Annotated in this window: 16 protein-coding genes; 11 read left to right on the top strand and 5 right to left on the bottom strand. The window is 65.2% G+C overall.

The genetic code is table 11. The features are described from left to right. Positions 1 to 176 precede the first annotated feature (176 nt). Together ACVIGA_RS14945 and ACVIGA_RS14940 are read right to left on the bottom strand one after the other, a co-directional pair. On the bottom strand, positions 177 to 965 hold the full coding sequence (locus ACVIGA_RS14945) for an SDR family NAD(P)-dependent oxidoreductase (RefSeq protein ID WP_456666972.1): 789 nt from the start codon (positions 963 to 965) through the stop codon (positions 177 to 179). 156 nt (positions 966 to 1121) lie between these two features. Next, positions 1122 to 2792 carry a methyl-accepting chemotaxis protein gene (locus ACVIGA_RS14940; protein WP_456666971.1) on the bottom strand — a complete coding sequence of 557 codons (1671 nt, stop codon included), beginning with the start codon at positions 2790 to 2792 and terminating at the stop codon, positions 1122 to 1124. A gap of 485 nt (positions 2793 to 3277) precedes the next feature. Between ACVIGA_RS14940 and ACVIGA_RS14935 the strand changes: the two genes are divergently transcribed. The 10 genes from ACVIGA_RS14935 to ACVIGA_RS14890 all read left to right on the top strand — a co-directional run bounded on the left by ACVIGA_RS14935 (position 3278) and on the right by ACVIGA_RS14890 (position 10322). Then, positions 3278 to 3931: a glutathione S-transferase family protein gene (locus ACVIGA_RS14935; protein WP_456666970.1), complete on the top strand. Its 654-nt coding sequence runs from the start codon at positions 3278 to 3280 to the stop codon at positions 3929 to 3931. Between the two features lie 154 nt (positions 3932 to 4085). Next, positions 4086 to 4457, top strand: coding sequence for a nuclear transport factor 2 family protein (locus ACVIGA_RS14930; RefSeq protein ID WP_375777123.1), 372 nt, complete (start codon positions 4086 to 4088; stop codon positions 4455 to 4457). 70 nt (positions 4458 to 4527) lie between these two features. Beyond that, positions 4528 to 5733, top strand: coding sequence for a serine hydrolase domain-containing protein (locus tag ACVIGA_RS14925; RefSeq protein ID WP_456666969.1), 1206 nt, complete (start codon positions 4528 to 4530; stop codon positions 5731 to 5733). A 123-nt stretch (positions 5734 to 5856) separates the two neighbouring features. Next, positions 5857 to 6273, top strand: coding sequence for a YciI family protein (locus ACVIGA_RS14920; RefSeq protein WP_456666968.1), 417 nt, complete (start codon positions 5857 to 5859; stop codon positions 6271 to 6273). An 84-nt stretch (positions 6274 to 6357) separates the two neighbouring features. Next, positions 6358 to 6783, top strand: a complete 426-nt coding sequence (locus tag ACVIGA_RS14915) for a YciI family protein (protein ID WP_456666967.1) — start codon at positions 6358 to 6360, stop codon at positions 6781 to 6783. Between the two features lie 81 nt (positions 6784 to 6864). Then, positions 6865 to 7230 (top strand): YciI family protein, encoded by a 366-nt coding sequence (locus ACVIGA_RS14910; protein ID WP_223966830.1) that lies wholly within the window; start codon positions 6865 to 6867, stop codon positions 7228 to 7230. A gap of 184 nt (positions 7231 to 7414) precedes the next feature. After that, entirely contained in the window at positions 7415 to 7945 is a 531-nt protein-coding gene (locus ACVIGA_RS14905) for a dihydrofolate reductase family protein (RefSeq protein ID WP_456666966.1), read from the top strand. 131 nt (positions 7946 to 8076) lie between these two features. After that, positions 8077 to 8778: a TetR/AcrR family transcriptional regulator gene (locus tag ACVIGA_RS14900; protein ID WP_375777119.1), complete on the top strand. Its 702-nt coding sequence runs from the start codon at positions 8077 to 8079 to the stop codon at positions 8776 to 8778. A 131-nt stretch (positions 8779 to 8909) separates the two neighbouring features. After that, entirely contained in the window at positions 8910 to 9404 is a 495-nt protein-coding gene (locus ACVIGA_RS14895) for a DUF2852 domain-containing protein (protein WP_456670812.1), read from the top strand. A gap of 150 nt (positions 9405 to 9554) precedes the next feature. Continuing rightward, positions 9555 to 10322 (top strand): serine O-acetyltransferase, encoded by a 768-nt coding sequence (locus ACVIGA_RS14890; RefSeq protein ID WP_456666965.1) that lies wholly within the window; start codon positions 9555 to 9557, stop codon positions 10320 to 10322. Between the two features lie 16 nt (positions 10323 to 10338). On the opposite strand, the gene ACVIGA_RS14885 is transcribed toward ACVIGA_RS14890, so the two are convergent. From ACVIGA_RS14885 to ACVIGA_RS14875, 3 genes are all read right to left on the bottom strand, one after another. Continuing rightward, a complete protein-coding gene (locus ACVIGA_RS14885; protein WP_456666964.1) occupies positions 10339 to 11097 on the bottom strand; it encodes a haloacid dehalogenase type II in 759 nt (252 codons plus the stop codon). 340 nt (positions 11098 to 11437) lie between these two features. Continuing rightward, positions 11438 to 12511, bottom strand: a complete 1074-nt coding sequence (locus ACVIGA_RS14880) for a tartrate dehydrogenase (protein ID WP_456666963.1) — start codon at positions 12509 to 12511, stop codon at positions 11438 to 11440. A gap of 20 nt (positions 12512 to 12531) precedes the next feature. Continuing rightward, positions 12532 to 13845, bottom strand: coding sequence for an MFS transporter (locus ACVIGA_RS14875; RefSeq protein ID WP_456666962.1), 1314 nt, complete (start codon positions 13843 to 13845; stop codon positions 12532 to 12534). A gap of 239 nt (positions 13846 to 14084) precedes the next feature. Between ACVIGA_RS14875 and ACVIGA_RS14870 the strand changes: the two genes are divergently transcribed. Then, positions 14085 to 15002: a LysR family transcriptional regulator gene (locus ACVIGA_RS14870; RefSeq protein ID WP_456666961.1), complete on the top strand. Its 918-nt coding sequence runs from the start codon at positions 14085 to 14087 to the stop codon at positions 15000 to 15002. Positions 15003 to 15099 lie beyond the last annotated feature (97 nt).

The following is a 15099-nucleotide window of genomic DNA, read 5'->3' as shown; positions in this document are numbered from 1 at the left end:
GGCCGTCGACCCTTCGAGACGCGCTACGCGTTCCTCAGGGTGACGGTGATAGATCAAGCGCGCAGCTCCATCCCGTCATTGCGAGGAGCGTCAGCGACGAAGCAATCCATTTCTCCGCTTGCGGCGCGATGGATTGCTTCGCTTCGCTCGCAATGACGGAGAGAGGATCCGCGTTGCTACCCATTCCGCCGCTGGCCGCGCAGGGTCGGCAGGCCGATGCCGGCGGCGTCGAAGCCGCCGTCGACGGCGAGGATCTGGCCGGTGATGTAGCTGGCGCGATCCGAGCACAGGAAGAAGATCGCTTCCGCCAGCTCCTCCTCCAGCCCGTAACGGTTAAGCGGGATGGCGTCGTGATAGTCGGCGCGGATCTCGGGCGTGTGCACGGCCTTGGCCATCGCGGTCTCGACCGGCCCGGGCGCGACGCCGTTGACGCGGATGCCGAGCGAGGCGAGCTCCACCGCGAGCTGCTTGGTGAGGTGCGCAAGGCCGGCCTTGCTGGTGCCGTAGGCCGAGCGCAGCGTCGAGGCGCGGACCGCCGAGATCGAGGTGATGTTGACGATCGCACCGCCGCCGTGCTCGCGCATCACAGGCGCAGCCGCCTTGGTACACAGGAACGGGCCGGTGAGGTTGACCGCCATGATCCGGTTCCAGTCGGCGTCCGAGGTCTCCAGCACCGGCGTGAACACGGCGATGCCGGCGTTGTTGACCAGCGCGTCGAGCCGGCCGAAGCGGCTCGTGATCGCAGCGATTGCGGCTGCCACACCAGCGGCGTCCGATACGTCGCAGGTCAGCGCCAGCGTCGCGTCAGGCTGCTTCAATGCCGCCACCGCGGCGCGCAGCAGTTCGCCCTCGATGTCGAGCAGCGCGACGCGCCAGCCGTCGGCGAGAAAGCGTTTCGCGGCGGCGAGCCCGATACCGCGCGCGGCGCCGGTCACGAGTGCGACTTTGGGGGAAGCGGAATTCATCGGATGGTCCATCGGTTCGGGCAGCAAGCCCCGACCGTCTGCGACCTTTACTCCGACGTGTCAACCCGATGGGGATTCTTCGTCATTCGGCGCGCGTCTCGAAGGATGCACGGCCACCAGCCCGGGCCGTCCATCCTTCGAGGATCGCACCGCAACCTACGCCGCGAGCTCGGCGGAGGCGCGCTGCATGTTTGTCGACATGTCCTGCGTGACGATGCTCTGCTCCTCGACCGCGGCGGCGGTGGAGGTGATGTATTCGTTGACGCCGGCGATCGCCGCCTTGATCTCGGACAGCGAGGTCACCACTTCGGCGGCGATCGAGTTCAGCGCATCGATCTCCGAGGAGATCGTGTCGGTCGCCTGCTTGGCCTGGTTGGCGAGGCTCTTCACCTCGGAGGCCACCACCGCGAAGCCGCGGCCGGCTTCGCCCGCACGCGCCGATTCGATCGTGGCGTTGAGCGCGAGCAGGTTGATCTGCCCGGTGATGCTCGAGATCATCTCGACGATGCCGCTCATCGCCTGTGCTGCGGCGTTGAGCTTCTGCGCCTGTCCGTCGGCAGCCTCGACGCGGCCGCTGGCGACCGCGGCGTTCTGCTTCGACTTGGTCATGGTCTCCGAGATCTCGCGGATTGAAGCGCTCATCTCTTCGCTGCCGGCGGCAACCGCCTCGATCAGGCCGCGCGCGCTGTCGGCCTTCTTGCGGCCGATCGCCTGCGCGGTGATGTCGGTGGCGTATTTCACCACCTTGTAGGGCTTGCCGTTGAGATCAAGGATCGGGTTGTAGGAAGCCTGGATCCAGATCTCGCGGCCGCCCTTGGCGATGCGCTTGTATTCGGCGGCCTGAAACTCGCCGCGGTTCAGCGCTCCCCAGAACTCGCGGTAGCCCGCCGAGCTCGCCTCGACCGGCTCGACGAACATGCTGTGATGCTTGCCCTGAATCTCGGCGAGCAGATAGCCCATCGCGGCGAGGAAGTTCGGGTTCGCGGTGCGGATCGTACCGTCCATGTTGAACTCGATCACGGCTTGCGACTTGCCGATGGCGTCGATCTGGCCGTCATTGTCGGCGGCCTGCAGCTTCTGCTGCGTGACGTCGGTCGCGAACTTGACGACCTTGAACGGTTTGCCGCGATCGTCGAGGATCGGGTTGTAGCTGGCGAGGATCCAGATCTCTTTGGCGCCCTTGGCGAGCCGCTTGAACTCGCCGGTCTCGAACTCGCCGCGGTTCAGCCGTGCCCAGAAATCGCGATAGGCCGGGCTGTCGCGGTCGGCCGGCGGCATGAACATGCTGTGATGCTTGCCCTGAATCTCGGCGAGCGAGTAACCCATCGCGCCGAGGAAGTTCTCGTTGGCATTGACGATGGTGCCGTCCATGTTGAACTCGATCACCGCTTGCGCGCGGCCGATCGCGGCGATCTTGCCGGCATCTTCCATGCTGTGGATCTTCTGCGCGGTGATGTCGGTGGCAAACTTGATGACGCCGACCGGCTTGCCGTTCTTGTCCTGGATCGGGTTGTAGGAGGCCTGGATCCAGACCTCGCGACCGCCCTTGGCAACGCGCTTGTACTGCGCGGCCTGGAATTCGCCGCGGTTGAGGCTCGCCCAGAACGCGCGATAGTCGTGGCTGTCGCGATACGCCGGCTCGACGAACATGCTGTGGTGCTTGCCCCTGATCTCGTCGAGCGAGTAGCCCATCGCGTTCAGGAAGTTTTCGTTGGCGGTGACGATGGTGCCGTCGAGCTTGAACTCGATCACCGCCTGCGATTTGCCGATCGCTGCGGCTTGCGCCAGCGCACTGTCGATGTTTGCCTTGTTGCTGAAACTGAACATCAGGGCTCCGTGAAGTTTCAAATGAAACGGGATGGGAAATTGGATTGACGCAACTCACGGAAAGGTTGCAGCGAGCCGTTTAGCATCGGTAAAGCCTGCGGCCTGGCACGGACTGCACAATGCAGCGCGGCGCGCGCGCATCTATCTCAGATTGCGAAGTAATTTTCTGATGTGCACGCTATCATCCATAGTCGTGATGCGATGTTCACCGTAATCTTACGGACGAAAATTGGTGACAACTTTGGTCTGATGCGGATGATTGCAACGCGTCTACTTCAGCGCCGCTGATAGACCTATTACGAACGTTGATATTGCTGACTGCTTCACGGATCGATTCAGCACCGCGATTCGCGTGCTCAACGAATGCGCGTCGCGTCGATGCCCGCTCTCGGCGCCGGGTGACGGGCAAAATAATTTCCGCACGAGATGTCGGCAGAGCGGTTTCCGGTCCGTCCTCCGGATACTGGTTCCACAATGGAGTTCTGATGTCACTGACCCTGCATTACCACCCGCTGTCCTCGTTCTGCTGGAAGGCGCTGGTCGCGCTTTATGAGAACGGCGCGCCGTTCACGCCGAACATGGTCAATCTCGGCGATCCCGCCGAGCGCGCGGCGCTGCTCGCGCTCTCGCCGATCGGCCGCTTTCCCGTCCTCCACGACGATACGCGCGGCGAGGCGGTGCCTGAATCGAGCATCGTTATCGAATATCTCGACCGGCACTATCCCGGCACCGTCAGGCTAATTCCTGACGACCCCGAGCTTGCGTTGCAGACCCGGCTACGCGACCGCTTCCTCGATCTCTATGTCCATCTGCCGTTGCAGAAGATCGTCGGCGACCGGCTGCGTCCGGCGGACAGCAAGGATCCGCGGGGCGTCGCCGAGGCGCGGGCGCAGCTCCGCACCTCCTATGCGACCCTGGATCAGCAGCTCGCGCATGGTGGCTGGATGATGGGCGAGCAGGTCTCGCTGGCAGACTGTGCGGCCGCGCCGGCGCTGTTCTACGGCAACAAGGTCGAGCCGATCGGGGAGGGCCATCCACATCTGGCGGCCTATCTCGAGCGGCTGAAGGCACGACCGTCCTTCGCGCGCGTCCTCAAGGAAGCCGAGCCCTATTTCGGCATGTTCCCCAAGGGGGACTGAACCGACAAGGGAACCTGAGGCTCGGTCAGGACCCCGAAAATAAATCGCGGCGCGATGTCGCTTTCGCGCCGCTCCGTTCGTCTTCTCCCTGAAGCCCGGGTTCTGGAGCGCAAGTCGCGCCCCGGGGCTCGGGCGGCACTTTGTGGGAGACGACATGGCTGCAGCTGGCAACAGGGCGGAGATCATCCGCGGGCTCTTCGCCGCCTATCTCGCCAATGACCGTGCGAGCGTCGAGGCCGCATTCGCCGAGAATTTCCGCTTCTCGACGCCCCATGGCGAGAACATCGACAAGCCGCGTTATTTCGCCGAATGCTGGCGCGACTCTGGCTGGATCGGCCGCCACGAGATCGAGCGCATCATGGTCGAAGGCGTTGAGGCTTTCGTCACCTATCGCTGCGTCGCCCGCGACGGCAAGAGCTTCCGCAACACCGAGTTCTTCGTGTTCGACGGCGACAAGGTGTCGCGCATCGACGTCTATTTCGGTCCGTCGCATCAGGATGGCGAACTCGTCAGGCAGGATCGATAAGGCAAACTCGGTGATATCGCTCGCCCGATGGTCGCAGGCGAGCACGAATTCTGCGAAGGAAACCCGGAAAATGTCCATTGCAAGTGAAAGCAGCGGCCTGTCGCAGGCACGGCTCGGACGCATGCGCGAGGTGCTGGCGCGCCATGTCGAAGACGGCGACGTTCCGGGCCTCGTGGCGCTGGTCAGCCGTCGCGGCGAGATCCATGCCGATGTGCTTGGACGCATGGCGGTGGACGGGCCGCCGATGCAGCGCGACACCATCTTCCGCATCGCCTCGATGACCAAGCCGGTGACGGCGGTCGCCGCGATGATCCTGGTCGAGGAATGCCGGCTCAGGCTTGATGATCCCCTCGATCGCTGGCTGCCCGAACTCGCCGATCGCCGTGTGTTGCGCACCATCGAATCCGAGATCCACGACACGGTGCCGGCCAGGCGCGCGATCACGCTACGCGACCTTCTGACCTTCCGTCTCGGGCTCGGCATGATCCCGGTGTTTCCGGCGCGCTATCCGATCCAGATGGCGATCGCGGATGCTGGCTTCGCGCCCGGGCCGGTGTTTCCGTCGTTTCCGCCGGATGAATTGCTGCGCCGCTACGGTACGCTGCCGCTGGCTTACCAGCCTGGCGAACGCTGGCTCTACAACACCGGGAGCCTGATCCTCGGCGTCCTGATCGCGCGTGTTGCCGGAACCTCGTTCGCGGGCTTCCTGGAAGAGCGGATCTTCGGGCCGCTCGGCATGATCGATACGGCTTTCCATGTGCCGCAGCACAAGCTGTCGCGGTTTGCGACGTGCTATGGCGGCGATCCTGCGACCGGCACGCTGAAAGTGTTCGACGAACCTGCGACCGGCAGATACGCGGCGCCGCCGGTGTTCGAGAACGGCAGCGCCGGGCTGGTGTCGACCGCGGATGATTTCAACGCCTTCGCGCAGATGCTGCTCAATGGCGGGCGGCTCGGCACCGAGCGCATCCTGTCGCGTCCCTCGGTCGAGCTGATGACTTCGAACCAGATCACGCCGGAGCAGAAACTTGGCTCCGAGTTCTTGCTCGGTTCGTGCGGCTGGGGCTTCGGGCTGTCGGTGTTCACCGCGCGCGACGATCTCTGTCATGTGCCGGGTCGCTACGGCTGGGACGGCGGCTATGGCACCTCCTGGTATTCCGATCCGCGCGAAACGATGACCGGAATCCTGCTGACCCAGCGCATGATGGATTCGCCGGAGCCGCCCAGGGTGTTCGCCGATTTCTGGACGCTCGCCTATCAGGCGATCGATGACTAGCGCGGGGCGTACGTCAATGACCTCGAGAATAATTTCAAACGCCGTGTCGGAATTGCAGACTCTGCATCGTCGTTCAATCGAGCGCCGGTGCTGAGATCGGCACAGAGACAACGGAGCAGGACGATGAAGTTCATGGTGATCGTGAAGGCGAACAAGGATACCGAGGCCGGCGTGATGCCGAGCACCGAGCTGCTCGCCGCGATGGGCAAGTTCAACGAGGAGATGGTCAAGGCCGGCGTGATGCAGGCCGGCGAGGGCCTGCATCCGACCAACAAGGGCGCACGCGTCAAATATGCCGGCGGGCAGAGCACCGTGAGCCACGGACCGTTCAGCCCGACCGGCGATCTCGTGTGCGGTTTCTGGCTGATCGAGACCTCCTCGCTCGATGAAGCGATCGGCTGGATGAAGCGCGCGCCGTTCGGCGGCGGCTCCGAGATCGAGATCCGCCAGGTGTTTGCCGCGGAGGATTTCGGCGAGGCGCTGACGCCAGAGCCGCGCGAACAGGGAGAGCGCCTGCGTGCGCAGGCCGGAAAGAAGTAATGATTTCGTCAATCCGGGCCTGCGCATCCCGGAATGACGAGGGAAAGAGTCACACGCGATTCAACAGACAAGGAAGTCCGACCAATGCGTTTCATGATGCTGATGATCCCGCTCGGCTACGAGTCCGCGCCGGCCAAACTCGAGCTCGACCCGGAACGGGTCGCCGCGATGATGCGATACAATCAGGCGCTGAAGGACGCCGGCGTGCTGATCACGCTGGAAGGCCTGCATCCGCCGGCGTCAGGCGCACGGGTCAAGTTCGATACCGGCGAGCCCATGGTGGTCGACGGCCCCTTCATCGAGGCCAAGGAAGTGATCGGCGGCTTCTGGATGATCGAGGTTGCCTCGCGCGCCGAAGCGATCGCTTGGGCCAAGAAGTGCCCGGCCAGTGCGAACGAGATGATTGAGATCCGCCAGGTGCAGGAGATGGCGGATTTCTCCGAGGAAGTGCAGCAGGCGGCTTCGACCTTCGAGCATCCGCAGGGCGGCTGGGGCAAGGCGCTGCGCTAAATCTCAAACGAGACGCGATGCCGCCGCAAAGCGGCATCGTGTGACCGACCGATCGTCAAACCACCACAACGGAGAAGCACGATGAGCACCAACACTTACCTTGCCGTCTATCTCGGCGGCGGCAAAACCGGTTCGCGCATGACAGCCTGGAACGCGCTGCCGGAGGCCGAACGGCGTGCCAAGGAGCAGCAGGGCATGGCCGCGTGGGGCGCCTGGGTCGAGAAGCACCACGACGTGATCGTCGAGATGGGCGGACCGCTCGGCAACACCAAGCAGGTCGGCGCCGGCGGCACCGCCGACATCGCCAATCTGATGACCGGCTTCACTGTGGTGCGCGCGCCCTCGCATGAGGCGGCAGCAAAGCTGTTCGAGAACCACCCGCACTTTGCGATCTTCCCCGGCGAGGCCGTGGAGATCATGCCGGTGCTGCCGATCCCGGGACGGTAGTCCCCGGGGCCGAGAGCCCCAACTCACTTCATCTCTCCCGCTTGCCGCGGGAGAGGGCTCCGTTCCGGTAGATCGAACGTCTGCTTGTTCGATCTACCGACAAGCTGCATTGATCCGCCCGACGTCGCTCTCGGTTCATGCCGGCCCAAGCAAATCTGAAATCCCGGGGTGGAGGTCTCGCGCCATGGCGAAGCTGGTGTTCGGATTGAACCAGTCGCTCGACGGCTATGTCGATCATCAGGCCATGCTGCCGGACACCGGGCTGTTTCGTCATTTCATCGAGCAGGTGCGCGGCGTGAGCGGCATGCTGTACGGCCGCCGCATGTATGAGGTGATGCGCTATTGGGACGATGACCTCCCTGGCTGGGATGCGGAGGAGCGCGATTATGCGGCAGCGTGGCGGAGCCGGCCAAAGTGGGTCGTGTCGCGCTCGCTGAAGTCGGTCGGACCCAACGCGACGCTCGTCGAGGGGGACCTCGCGGCGGCGGTACGCGGGCTGAAGGCCCGGCTCGACGGCGAGATCGAGGTCGCCGGACCGGAGCTGGCGGGGAACCTGACCGAGCTCGGCCTGATTGACGAGTATCGAATCTACCTCCGCCCGATCGTGCTCGGTCGCGGCAAGCCGTTCTTTGCCGGCCCCCGCGCGCCGCTCCGCCTCATAGCGAGCGATCGGCTGGGCGAGAACACCATCAGGTTGACCTACGTCCCCGCCTAGTCCCGCAACGCGTGCGACGGCCTGGCGAGGCAGGCCTCGGCGGCGTTCAGCTCGCTGATCCGTTAATCTTGATGAACCGTCGGCCTGGCCGCTAGTGACCTTTACCGCCGGCTCATGTAAAAGCCGTTCACATGAGCTGGCGCAAGGACCAAGGCCGCGCCGAGCGCGGCTATCATCACGGCAATCTCAAAGAGGCGTTGCTACAGGCAGCCCTCGACCTGATCTCGAAGAAGGGGCCGGCCGGCTTCACCTTCGCCGATGCCGCGCGGATGGCCGGCGTCAGCCCCGCCGCGCCCTACCGCCACTTCCGCGACCGTGACGAGCTGATCGCCAGCATCGCGCAGCGCGGCTTCGAGCAGTTCGAGTCGCTGCTGACGCAGGCCTGGGACGACGGCCGTCCTGACACCGTCTCGGCGTTCGAGCGGGTCGGCAAGGCCTATCTCGCCTTCGCGCGCGAGGAGCCCGCGTTCTACTCTGCGATGTTCGAATCCGGCTTGCCGGTCGATTCCAATCCGACCTTGATGGCGGCAAGCGAACGCGCGTTCGCGATCATCCGCGCCGCCGCCGAGCGGCTCGCGGCACTGGCGCCGCCGGGCACACCGCGCCCGCCGGCGATGATGATGGCGCTGCATATCTGGTCGATGTCGCACGGCGTCGCCTCGCTGTTCGGCCGCGGCGATGCCGCGCGGCGCAAGCTGCCGATGTCGCCGGAGGATCTGCTCGAGGCCGAAGTGCTGATCTATCTGCGCGGCCTTGGCTTCCTCACGGATCGCAAGCCGGGAACCGCGGCAGCCGACGAAAAGCCTGCCGGCCCGTGGGGCAAGCCGAAATAAGGTTCAACGGCTGGCCTAAAAATAATCCGAGGGGTGCGTCATCTGCTCTGCTTGACTTTCCCGAGGGCTCGGCTATCTATGTAAATGTTATTTACATTCACAACGGCGTGATTGCCGTCATGGAGAAGGAAATGGCCTACACCGCTGATGTCAATCGCTGGCGCGGCCCCGTCGAAGAGCCCTACCGACCGCACTTCTACGCGACGCCGTGGCATCCCCTGAAGATCGCCGGGATCATCCTCGGCTTCATGATCTGGTGGCCGATCGGCCTCGCCCTTCTCTTTTTCACACTCGGGAGCAGAAAAATGGCCTGTTGGAGTCACTACGATCAGGATCGTTGGGCGAACAAGATGGAGCGCATGCAGGACAAGATGGAGCGGATGAAGAGCCGCATGGAGCGCCGCGGCTTCCCGTTCGGCGGCTTCGGCCCGCCCACCAGTGGCAACCGCGCCTTCGACGAGTACCGCCAGGACACGCTGCGCCGGCTCGAGGAAGAGCAGGTCGAGTTCAAGAACTTCCTCGATCGCCTGCGCCACGCCAAGGACAAAGAAGAGTTCGACGCCTTCATGGCGCAGCACAAGACCCGTCCGACCCCGCCGAACGATCAGCCGCCGCCGCAGAGCTGATCCCGCGAGGCAAGCACTGAGCCTTCAGGCGATGTGCCCCCATAACACCTGATGGCCCCGAGCCGCCCGTTTGCGACAAGCAAGCGGGCGGTTTGCATTGTGCGGCTGCCATGCCCGCTCTATCGTCGGAATCCGGGCGATGAGGTGATCATGGCGGCATTTGCGACGGCGAGTCCTGACGATCTCTGGCTTGCGATCCGGCGCGAGGCGGAAGCTGCCGTTGTCGCCGATCCATTTCTCGAGGCGTCGGCTGCCTTCATCCTCGATCAGGGCGACCTCGGCGGCGTGCTCGCCTTCCTGATCGGCCGGGGCATCAGTCGCGCGGAAACCGATCGCGCGCAGTTCGTGCGCACCGCCCGCGAAGCGTTCGCGGCCGAACCCGCGCTGGTCGAAGCCGCGGCCATCGATCTCACAGCCATCGTGGGCCGCGACCCGGCGATCACGGGCTTGCTGCAGCCGCTCCTCAACTTCAAGGGCTACGTCGCGCTGCAAGCCTGGCGGGTGTCGAACTGGCTCTGGCGCCACGATCGCCCCGACCTCGCGCTGTTGATGCACAGTGCGGCGGCGGACCAGTTGCAGATCAGCATTCACCCGTCGGCCCGGATCGGAACGGCGGTGTTCCTCGATCACGGCACCGGCATCATCATCGGCGCGTTGGCTTCGATTGGCGACGAGGTCACGATCCTGCAGAACGTCACCATCGCGCGGCATCAGGATGACCCGCGCCATGCCCCGACGATCGGCCGCGGCGTGCTGCTCAGCGCCGGCGCAACGCTGATCGGAGATCTCACCGTCGGCGATTTCGCCAAGGTCGGCGCCGGTGCGCTAGTGACGTCGGATGTGCCGGCCGGCTGCACCGCCGTCGGCGTCCCGGCGCGGCTGACCAATTGCGCGGAGGCGGGTGCGCCGGGAGCATGATCCCGGAAAAGTGTCGTTACGCCGGCACGAGCATGTCGGCGAGTTGCGCAAAGCTGTCCGCGTGCAGGTCGATCCAGGATTCCGGCGCGACGTCGACCTTCGCCGCCGGCCCGAATTCCAGCGGACGGGCGACGAACGCGGTGCGCATGCCGAAGGCGCGGGCCGCTTTCAGGTCGTATTTGTGGCAGGCGACCATCAGGATCCTGTCGGCGGGATAGCCGAGGTAGTCGACGGCGAGCTGATACACCGCGGGTGACGGCTTGTAGCTGTGCGCAAGCTCCGCGGTCAGCACGGCGTCGAACGGCAGTTTCGCGTGCTTGACCACCGCCACCACCGCGGCCATGCCGGCATTCGACAAGGTCGAGGTCACGAACCGGCTGCGCAGGCGCGCAAGGCCATCGACGCTGTCGGGCCATGCGTCGAGCCTGCTCCACACCGTGTTCAGTTCGTCGCGCTCGTCGCTTGAGAACGCCTCCGAGAGGCCGTGGCGATCGAGCAGCACATCGAGCGCCTCGCGATAGATGCGGTCGACCCGAATCCACGCGCGCTTGCCGGCGATCACGTCGTCGAGCGCGGCACGATAAAGATCGCGCCACTCACTCGAGAGCTTGGCCCAATCGAGCGTGAGCCCCTTCGCGGCGTTGACGGCTTGTCCCGCGCGCAGGATCGGCTGATAGAAATCGACGCACGTCCCCTGGACGTCGAACGCGATGGCGCGGATCTCATCGCGCCACGTCGCGGCGCCTGCCGGCTGTATCCCCGTCATCGCGGCCATGATCGATAGTCCTCCAGCAGTCATGAAGTGTCGTCTGGTCAGATCGGGTAGCACGGTTTGTTCCCCGGTTGCTGGTATTGGAAGTATCCTCACCGAATCCCTCGTCAGGTGAGCACCCCGGTCAGGCTCCCTCTCCCCTTGTGGGAGAGGGTGGGGTGAGGGGTGGCCCCGGGCGCGATGCGAGCGATAGGCGATCGTTGGTCAGCGTGCGGGGCGGGCGTCGCTAATCCTCTTGGTCAGCGGAGCAAGCGGCACCCCTCTCCCCAACCCTCCCCCACAAGGGGGGGAGGGAGCCCGACCAGCGTGCTCGCCTCACTGCATGATGAGAGAGCGACCCCAGCTAAACATTCGACCCATGGATCGCATCGATCACGGCGTCGGTCACTTCCTTGGTCGTTGCCGTGCCGCCGACGTCGGGCGTCAGCACGCCGGCCGCGCACACCTTCTCGACCGCGGCCATCAGGCGCGCGGCGGCGTCCTTTTCGCCGAGATGCTCCAGCATCTGCGCACCGGTCCAGAAGGTCGCGACCGGATTGGCGATGCCCTTGCCGGTGATGTCGAACGCCGAGCCGTGGATCGGCTCGAACATCGAGGGGAAGCGGCGCTGCGGGTCGATATTGCCGGTCGGCGCGACGCCGAGGCTGCCGGCCAGGGCGCCTGCGAGATCCGAGAGGATGTCGGCGTGCAGGTTGGTCGCCACGATGGTGTCGAGGCTCTTCGGATGCAGCGTCATCCGCACCGTCATGGCGTCGACCAGCATCTTGTCCCAGGTGACGTCGGGAAATTCCTTCGCCACCTCGGCGGCGATCTCGTCCCACATCACCATGCCGTGGCGCTGCGCGTTCGACTTGGTCACCACGGTGAGGAATTTGCGCGGCCGCGACTGCGCGAGCTGGAACGCATAGCGCATGATCCGCGTCACGCCGACCCGCGTGAACACCGCGACCTCGGTGCCGACCTCTTCCGGCAGGCCGCGGTGTGCACGTCCGCCCATCCCGGCATATTCGCCCTCGGAGTTCTCGCGCACGATCACCCAGTCGAGATCGCCGACGCCGACATTGCGCAGCGGCGAGGCGACACCGGGCAGGATTTTTGTCGGCCGCACATTGGCGTATTGGTCAAAACCCTGGCAGATCGGCAGCCGCAGGCCCCACAGCGTGATGTGATCGGGCACGTCGGGCGCGCCGACCGCGCCGAAATAGATCGCGTCGAAGGTCTTCAGGTCGGCGAGCCCGTCGGCCGGCATCATCACGCCGTGCTTCTTGTAATAGTCCGAGCCCCAGTCGAAGGTCTTGACGTTGAAGCTGATGTCGCCTGAGCGCTTCGCCAGCGCCTGGAGCACGCGAACACCCGCGGAGATCACTTCGGGGCCGATACCGTCGGCGGGGATGGCGGCGATGGAATGGGTACGCATGGGTTCTCTCCGATATGTGGTTAGCGGGTTCGCACAGGATTGGGTTGCGGTTCGGCTGGTACGGGTGCGGCTTGCGCGCGCGACAGCAGCAGCGTGAGCACGGCCGACAGCACCAGCAGGCCGGCGACGAAATAGAGGCCGCCCTCGAAACTGCCGGTGCGTTCCTTGATCCAGCCGATCATCGCAGGTCCGACGAAGCCGCCGAGATTGCCGATCGAGTTGATGGTGGCGATCCCGGCCGCGGCGGCCGAGCCGGACAGGAACATGGTCGGCATGCTCCATAGCGGTGGCTTCGACGAGGAGATGCCGATATTGACCAGCGTCAATGCCGCGATCACGGCGGCGAGGCTGGTCCACAATCCGGCAAGCGCAAGTCCTGCGGCCGCGATCAGGCAGGCGATCACGACGTGCCAGGTGCGTTCGCCGGTGCGGTCGGAATGCCGCGCCCACAGGATCATCGCGATCACGGCGATGGTTGCCGGCACCGCGTTGAGGAAGCCGACTTGCAGCGACGACAGGCCGAACGCCTTGATGATCTGCGGCGCCCACACGCCAAGTGTGTAGAGCCCGGCCGAGGTGCCGAAATAGACCAGCGCCAGCGCCAGCACGCGCGGGTCGGCCAGGCCGCGCCAGATGCTGTGGCTCGCGGTCGCGGCCTTGCCGTCGTTCTCGGCCTTCATGGTCTTGACCAGCCAGGCGCGCTCGTCCTCGGCGAGCCATTTGGCCTGCTCCGGCCGGTCGGTCAGGAAGCCGAGCACGACGAAACCGAGCAGCACAGCCGGCACGGCCTCCAGCACGAACAGCCATTGCCAGCCCTTGAAGCCGAACAGGCCGTCCATCTCCAAGAGTGCGCCCGACACCGGCGAGCCGAGCACGGTCGAGAGCGGCGCTGCGGCCATGAACAGCGCGGTGACGGCGGCGCGCTGCCGCGCCGGGAACCAGTAGGAGAGGTAGAGGATGATGCCGGGGAAGAAGCCGGCCTCGGCGGCGCCGAGCAGGAAGCGCAGCACATAGAAGCTGGTCGCGCCCTGCACCAGCGCCATCGCCGCCGAAACGATACCCCAGGTGATCATCACCCGCGCGATCCAGATCCGCGCGCCGATCTTGTGCAGGATGATGTTGGAGGGCACCTCGAACAGGAAGTAGCCCCAGAAGAAGATACCGGCGCCGAAGCCGTAGACCGTCGGCGACAGGCCGATGTCCTTGTTCATGGTCAGCGAGGCGAAGCCGATATTGACGCGGTCGATGAAGGCCACGAAGTACAGCAGCATGATGAACGGCACGATGCGCAGTGAGATCTTGCGCAACACGCGCGTGCCAAGCTCGCTTTCCATGGGCTTCCTCAGGGTTCGTCTTGTTTGTTGGGACGGCGCATGTCGCCGCGCCATCGGGAAGCTAGAGGCTTGCGCCCTTCCGATTCAATCCGCGCCGGTTTATACAAAAAAATGATATAATCGCCCTCTCGTCATTGCGAGGAGCGAAGCGACGAAGCAATCCATCGTTCCGCATATGCGGTCCCAATGGATTGCTTCGCTTGCGCTCGCAATGACGCCGGCTAGCATTGGAGTACGCCTTGGAACTGCATCAGCTTCGCTGCTTCGTGGCGGCCGCCGAGGAACTGCATTTCGGCCGCGCGGCGCAGCGCCTGCAGATGATGCCCTCGGCGCTCGGCCGCCACATCAAGCTGCTGGAGGAGGATCTCGGGGTGCGGCTGTTCGCGCGCACCACGCGTGCAGTGTCGCTGACCGAGGACGGCGCGGTGCTGCTGCGCGAGGGACGCGCGCTGCTCGGCCGCGCCGAGGCGATCGAGAACGGCTTTCGCCGGCGGCTGCGCAAGCCGCAGGCCCGGCGCTTCCGGATCGGCGCGATCGACAGCGCCGCGGCCGGCCTGCTGCCGCCGCTGCTGCGTGACCTCCGTGCCGCGCATCCCGACGTTGCCGTGCAGCTGCTCGAGGAGAAGACCATCCGGCTGCTGCCGAAGCTGTTGTCGGGCGCGCTCGATCTCGCCTTCGTGCGCCCGCCGGAGCGGCCCGACCGGCGCATCGAGTTCTTTCCGCTGCTGCAGGAGACCGCCGTGGTGGCGCTGTCGCACAAGCATGCGCTGGCGCGGCGCAAGCAGATCGTGCTGCCCGATATCGCCGATCAGCCCTTGATCGTGCCGGAGCGCCGCTCGCGGCCGCACAGCCACGATCTCACGACCAAGCTGTTCGACGAGGCCGGGCTGACGCCGCGCATCCAGGAGATCGCCGACGAGAAGCAGACCATCGTCAATATGGTCGCAGCAAGGCTCGGCGTCGCCATCGTGCCGCGCTGGACCGCGCGCATGGCGATCCCGGGCGTGCGTTTTGTGCCGCTGCGCCTAAAACGCGGTAGCAGCACCGGCCGCCTGCCGCTCGCCGCCGCCTGGCTGAAAGGCTCCCGCGATCCGGTCCGCGACCAGGTGATCGCGGTGCTCGAGGCGAGGTTGAAGAGTTACGCAAGGGAGGCGTGAGCGCATACTTCACCTCGTCATTCCGGGGCTCGCGAAGCGAGGACCCGGAATCTATTTCACTGCGCGCGCTGCGGCGTAATGGATTCCGGGCTCGCGC

This window comes from Bradyrhizobium sp. USDA 3240 (assembly GCF_054063295.1).
The sequence above is the reverse complement of the archived record's forward strand: the minus strand, read 5'-3'. Positions and strand labels throughout refer to the sequence as shown.

Coding starts and splice junctions, on each gene's coding strand:
- ACVIGA_RS14880 (WP_456666963.1), bottom strand. CDS start 12,511: ATGCGTACCCATTCCATCGCCGCCATCCCCGCCGACGGTATCGGCCCC.
- ACVIGA_RS14925 (WP_456666969.1), top strand. CDS start 4,528: ATGTCCATTGCAAGTGAAAGCAGCGGCCTGTCGCAGGCACGGCTCGGA.
- ACVIGA_RS14895 (WP_456670812.1), top strand. CDS start 8,910: ATGGCCTACACCGCTGATGTCAATCGCTGGCGCGGCCCCGTCGAAGAG.
- ACVIGA_RS14875 (WP_456666962.1), bottom strand. CDS start 13,845: ATGGAAAGCGAGCTTGGCACGCGCGTGTTGCGCAAGATCTCACTGCGC.
- ACVIGA_RS14945 (WP_456666972.1), bottom strand. CDS start 965: ATGAATTCCGCTTCCCCCAAAGTCGCACTCGTGACCGGCGCCGCGCGC.
- ACVIGA_RS14885 (WP_456666964.1), bottom strand. CDS start 11,097: ATGGCCGCGATGACGGGGATACAGCCGGCAGGCGCCGCGACGTGGCGC.
- ACVIGA_RS14935 (WP_456666970.1), top strand. CDS start 3,278: ATGTCACTGACCCTGCATTACCACCCGCTGTCCTCGTTCTGCTGGAAG.
- ACVIGA_RS14930 (WP_375777123.1), top strand. CDS start 4,086: ATGGCTGCAGCTGGCAACAGGGCGGAGATCATCCGCGGGCTCTTCGCC.
- ACVIGA_RS14910 (WP_223966830.1), top strand. CDS start 6,865: ATGAGCACCAACACTTACCTTGCCGTCTATCTCGGCGGCGGCAAAACC.
- ACVIGA_RS14890 (WP_456666965.1), top strand. CDS start 9,555: ATGGCGGCATTTGCGACGGCGAGTCCTGACGATCTCTGGCTTGCGATC.
- ACVIGA_RS14900 (WP_375777119.1), top strand. CDS start 8,077: ATGAGCTGGCGCAAGGACCAAGGCCGCGCCGAGCGCGGCTATCATCAC.
- ACVIGA_RS14920 (WP_456666968.1), top strand. CDS start 5,857: ATGAAGTTCATGGTGATCGTGAAGGCGAACAAGGATACCGAGGCCGGC.
- ACVIGA_RS14905 (WP_456666966.1), top strand. CDS start 7,415: ATGGCGAAGCTGGTGTTCGGATTGAACCAGTCGCTCGACGGCTATGTC.
- ACVIGA_RS14915 (WP_456666967.1), top strand. CDS start 6,358: ATGCGTTTCATGATGCTGATGATCCCGCTCGGCTACGAGTCCGCGCCG.
- ACVIGA_RS14940 (WP_456666971.1), bottom strand. CDS start 2,792: ATGTTCAGTTTCAGCAACAAGGCAAACATCGACAGTGCGCTGGCGCAA.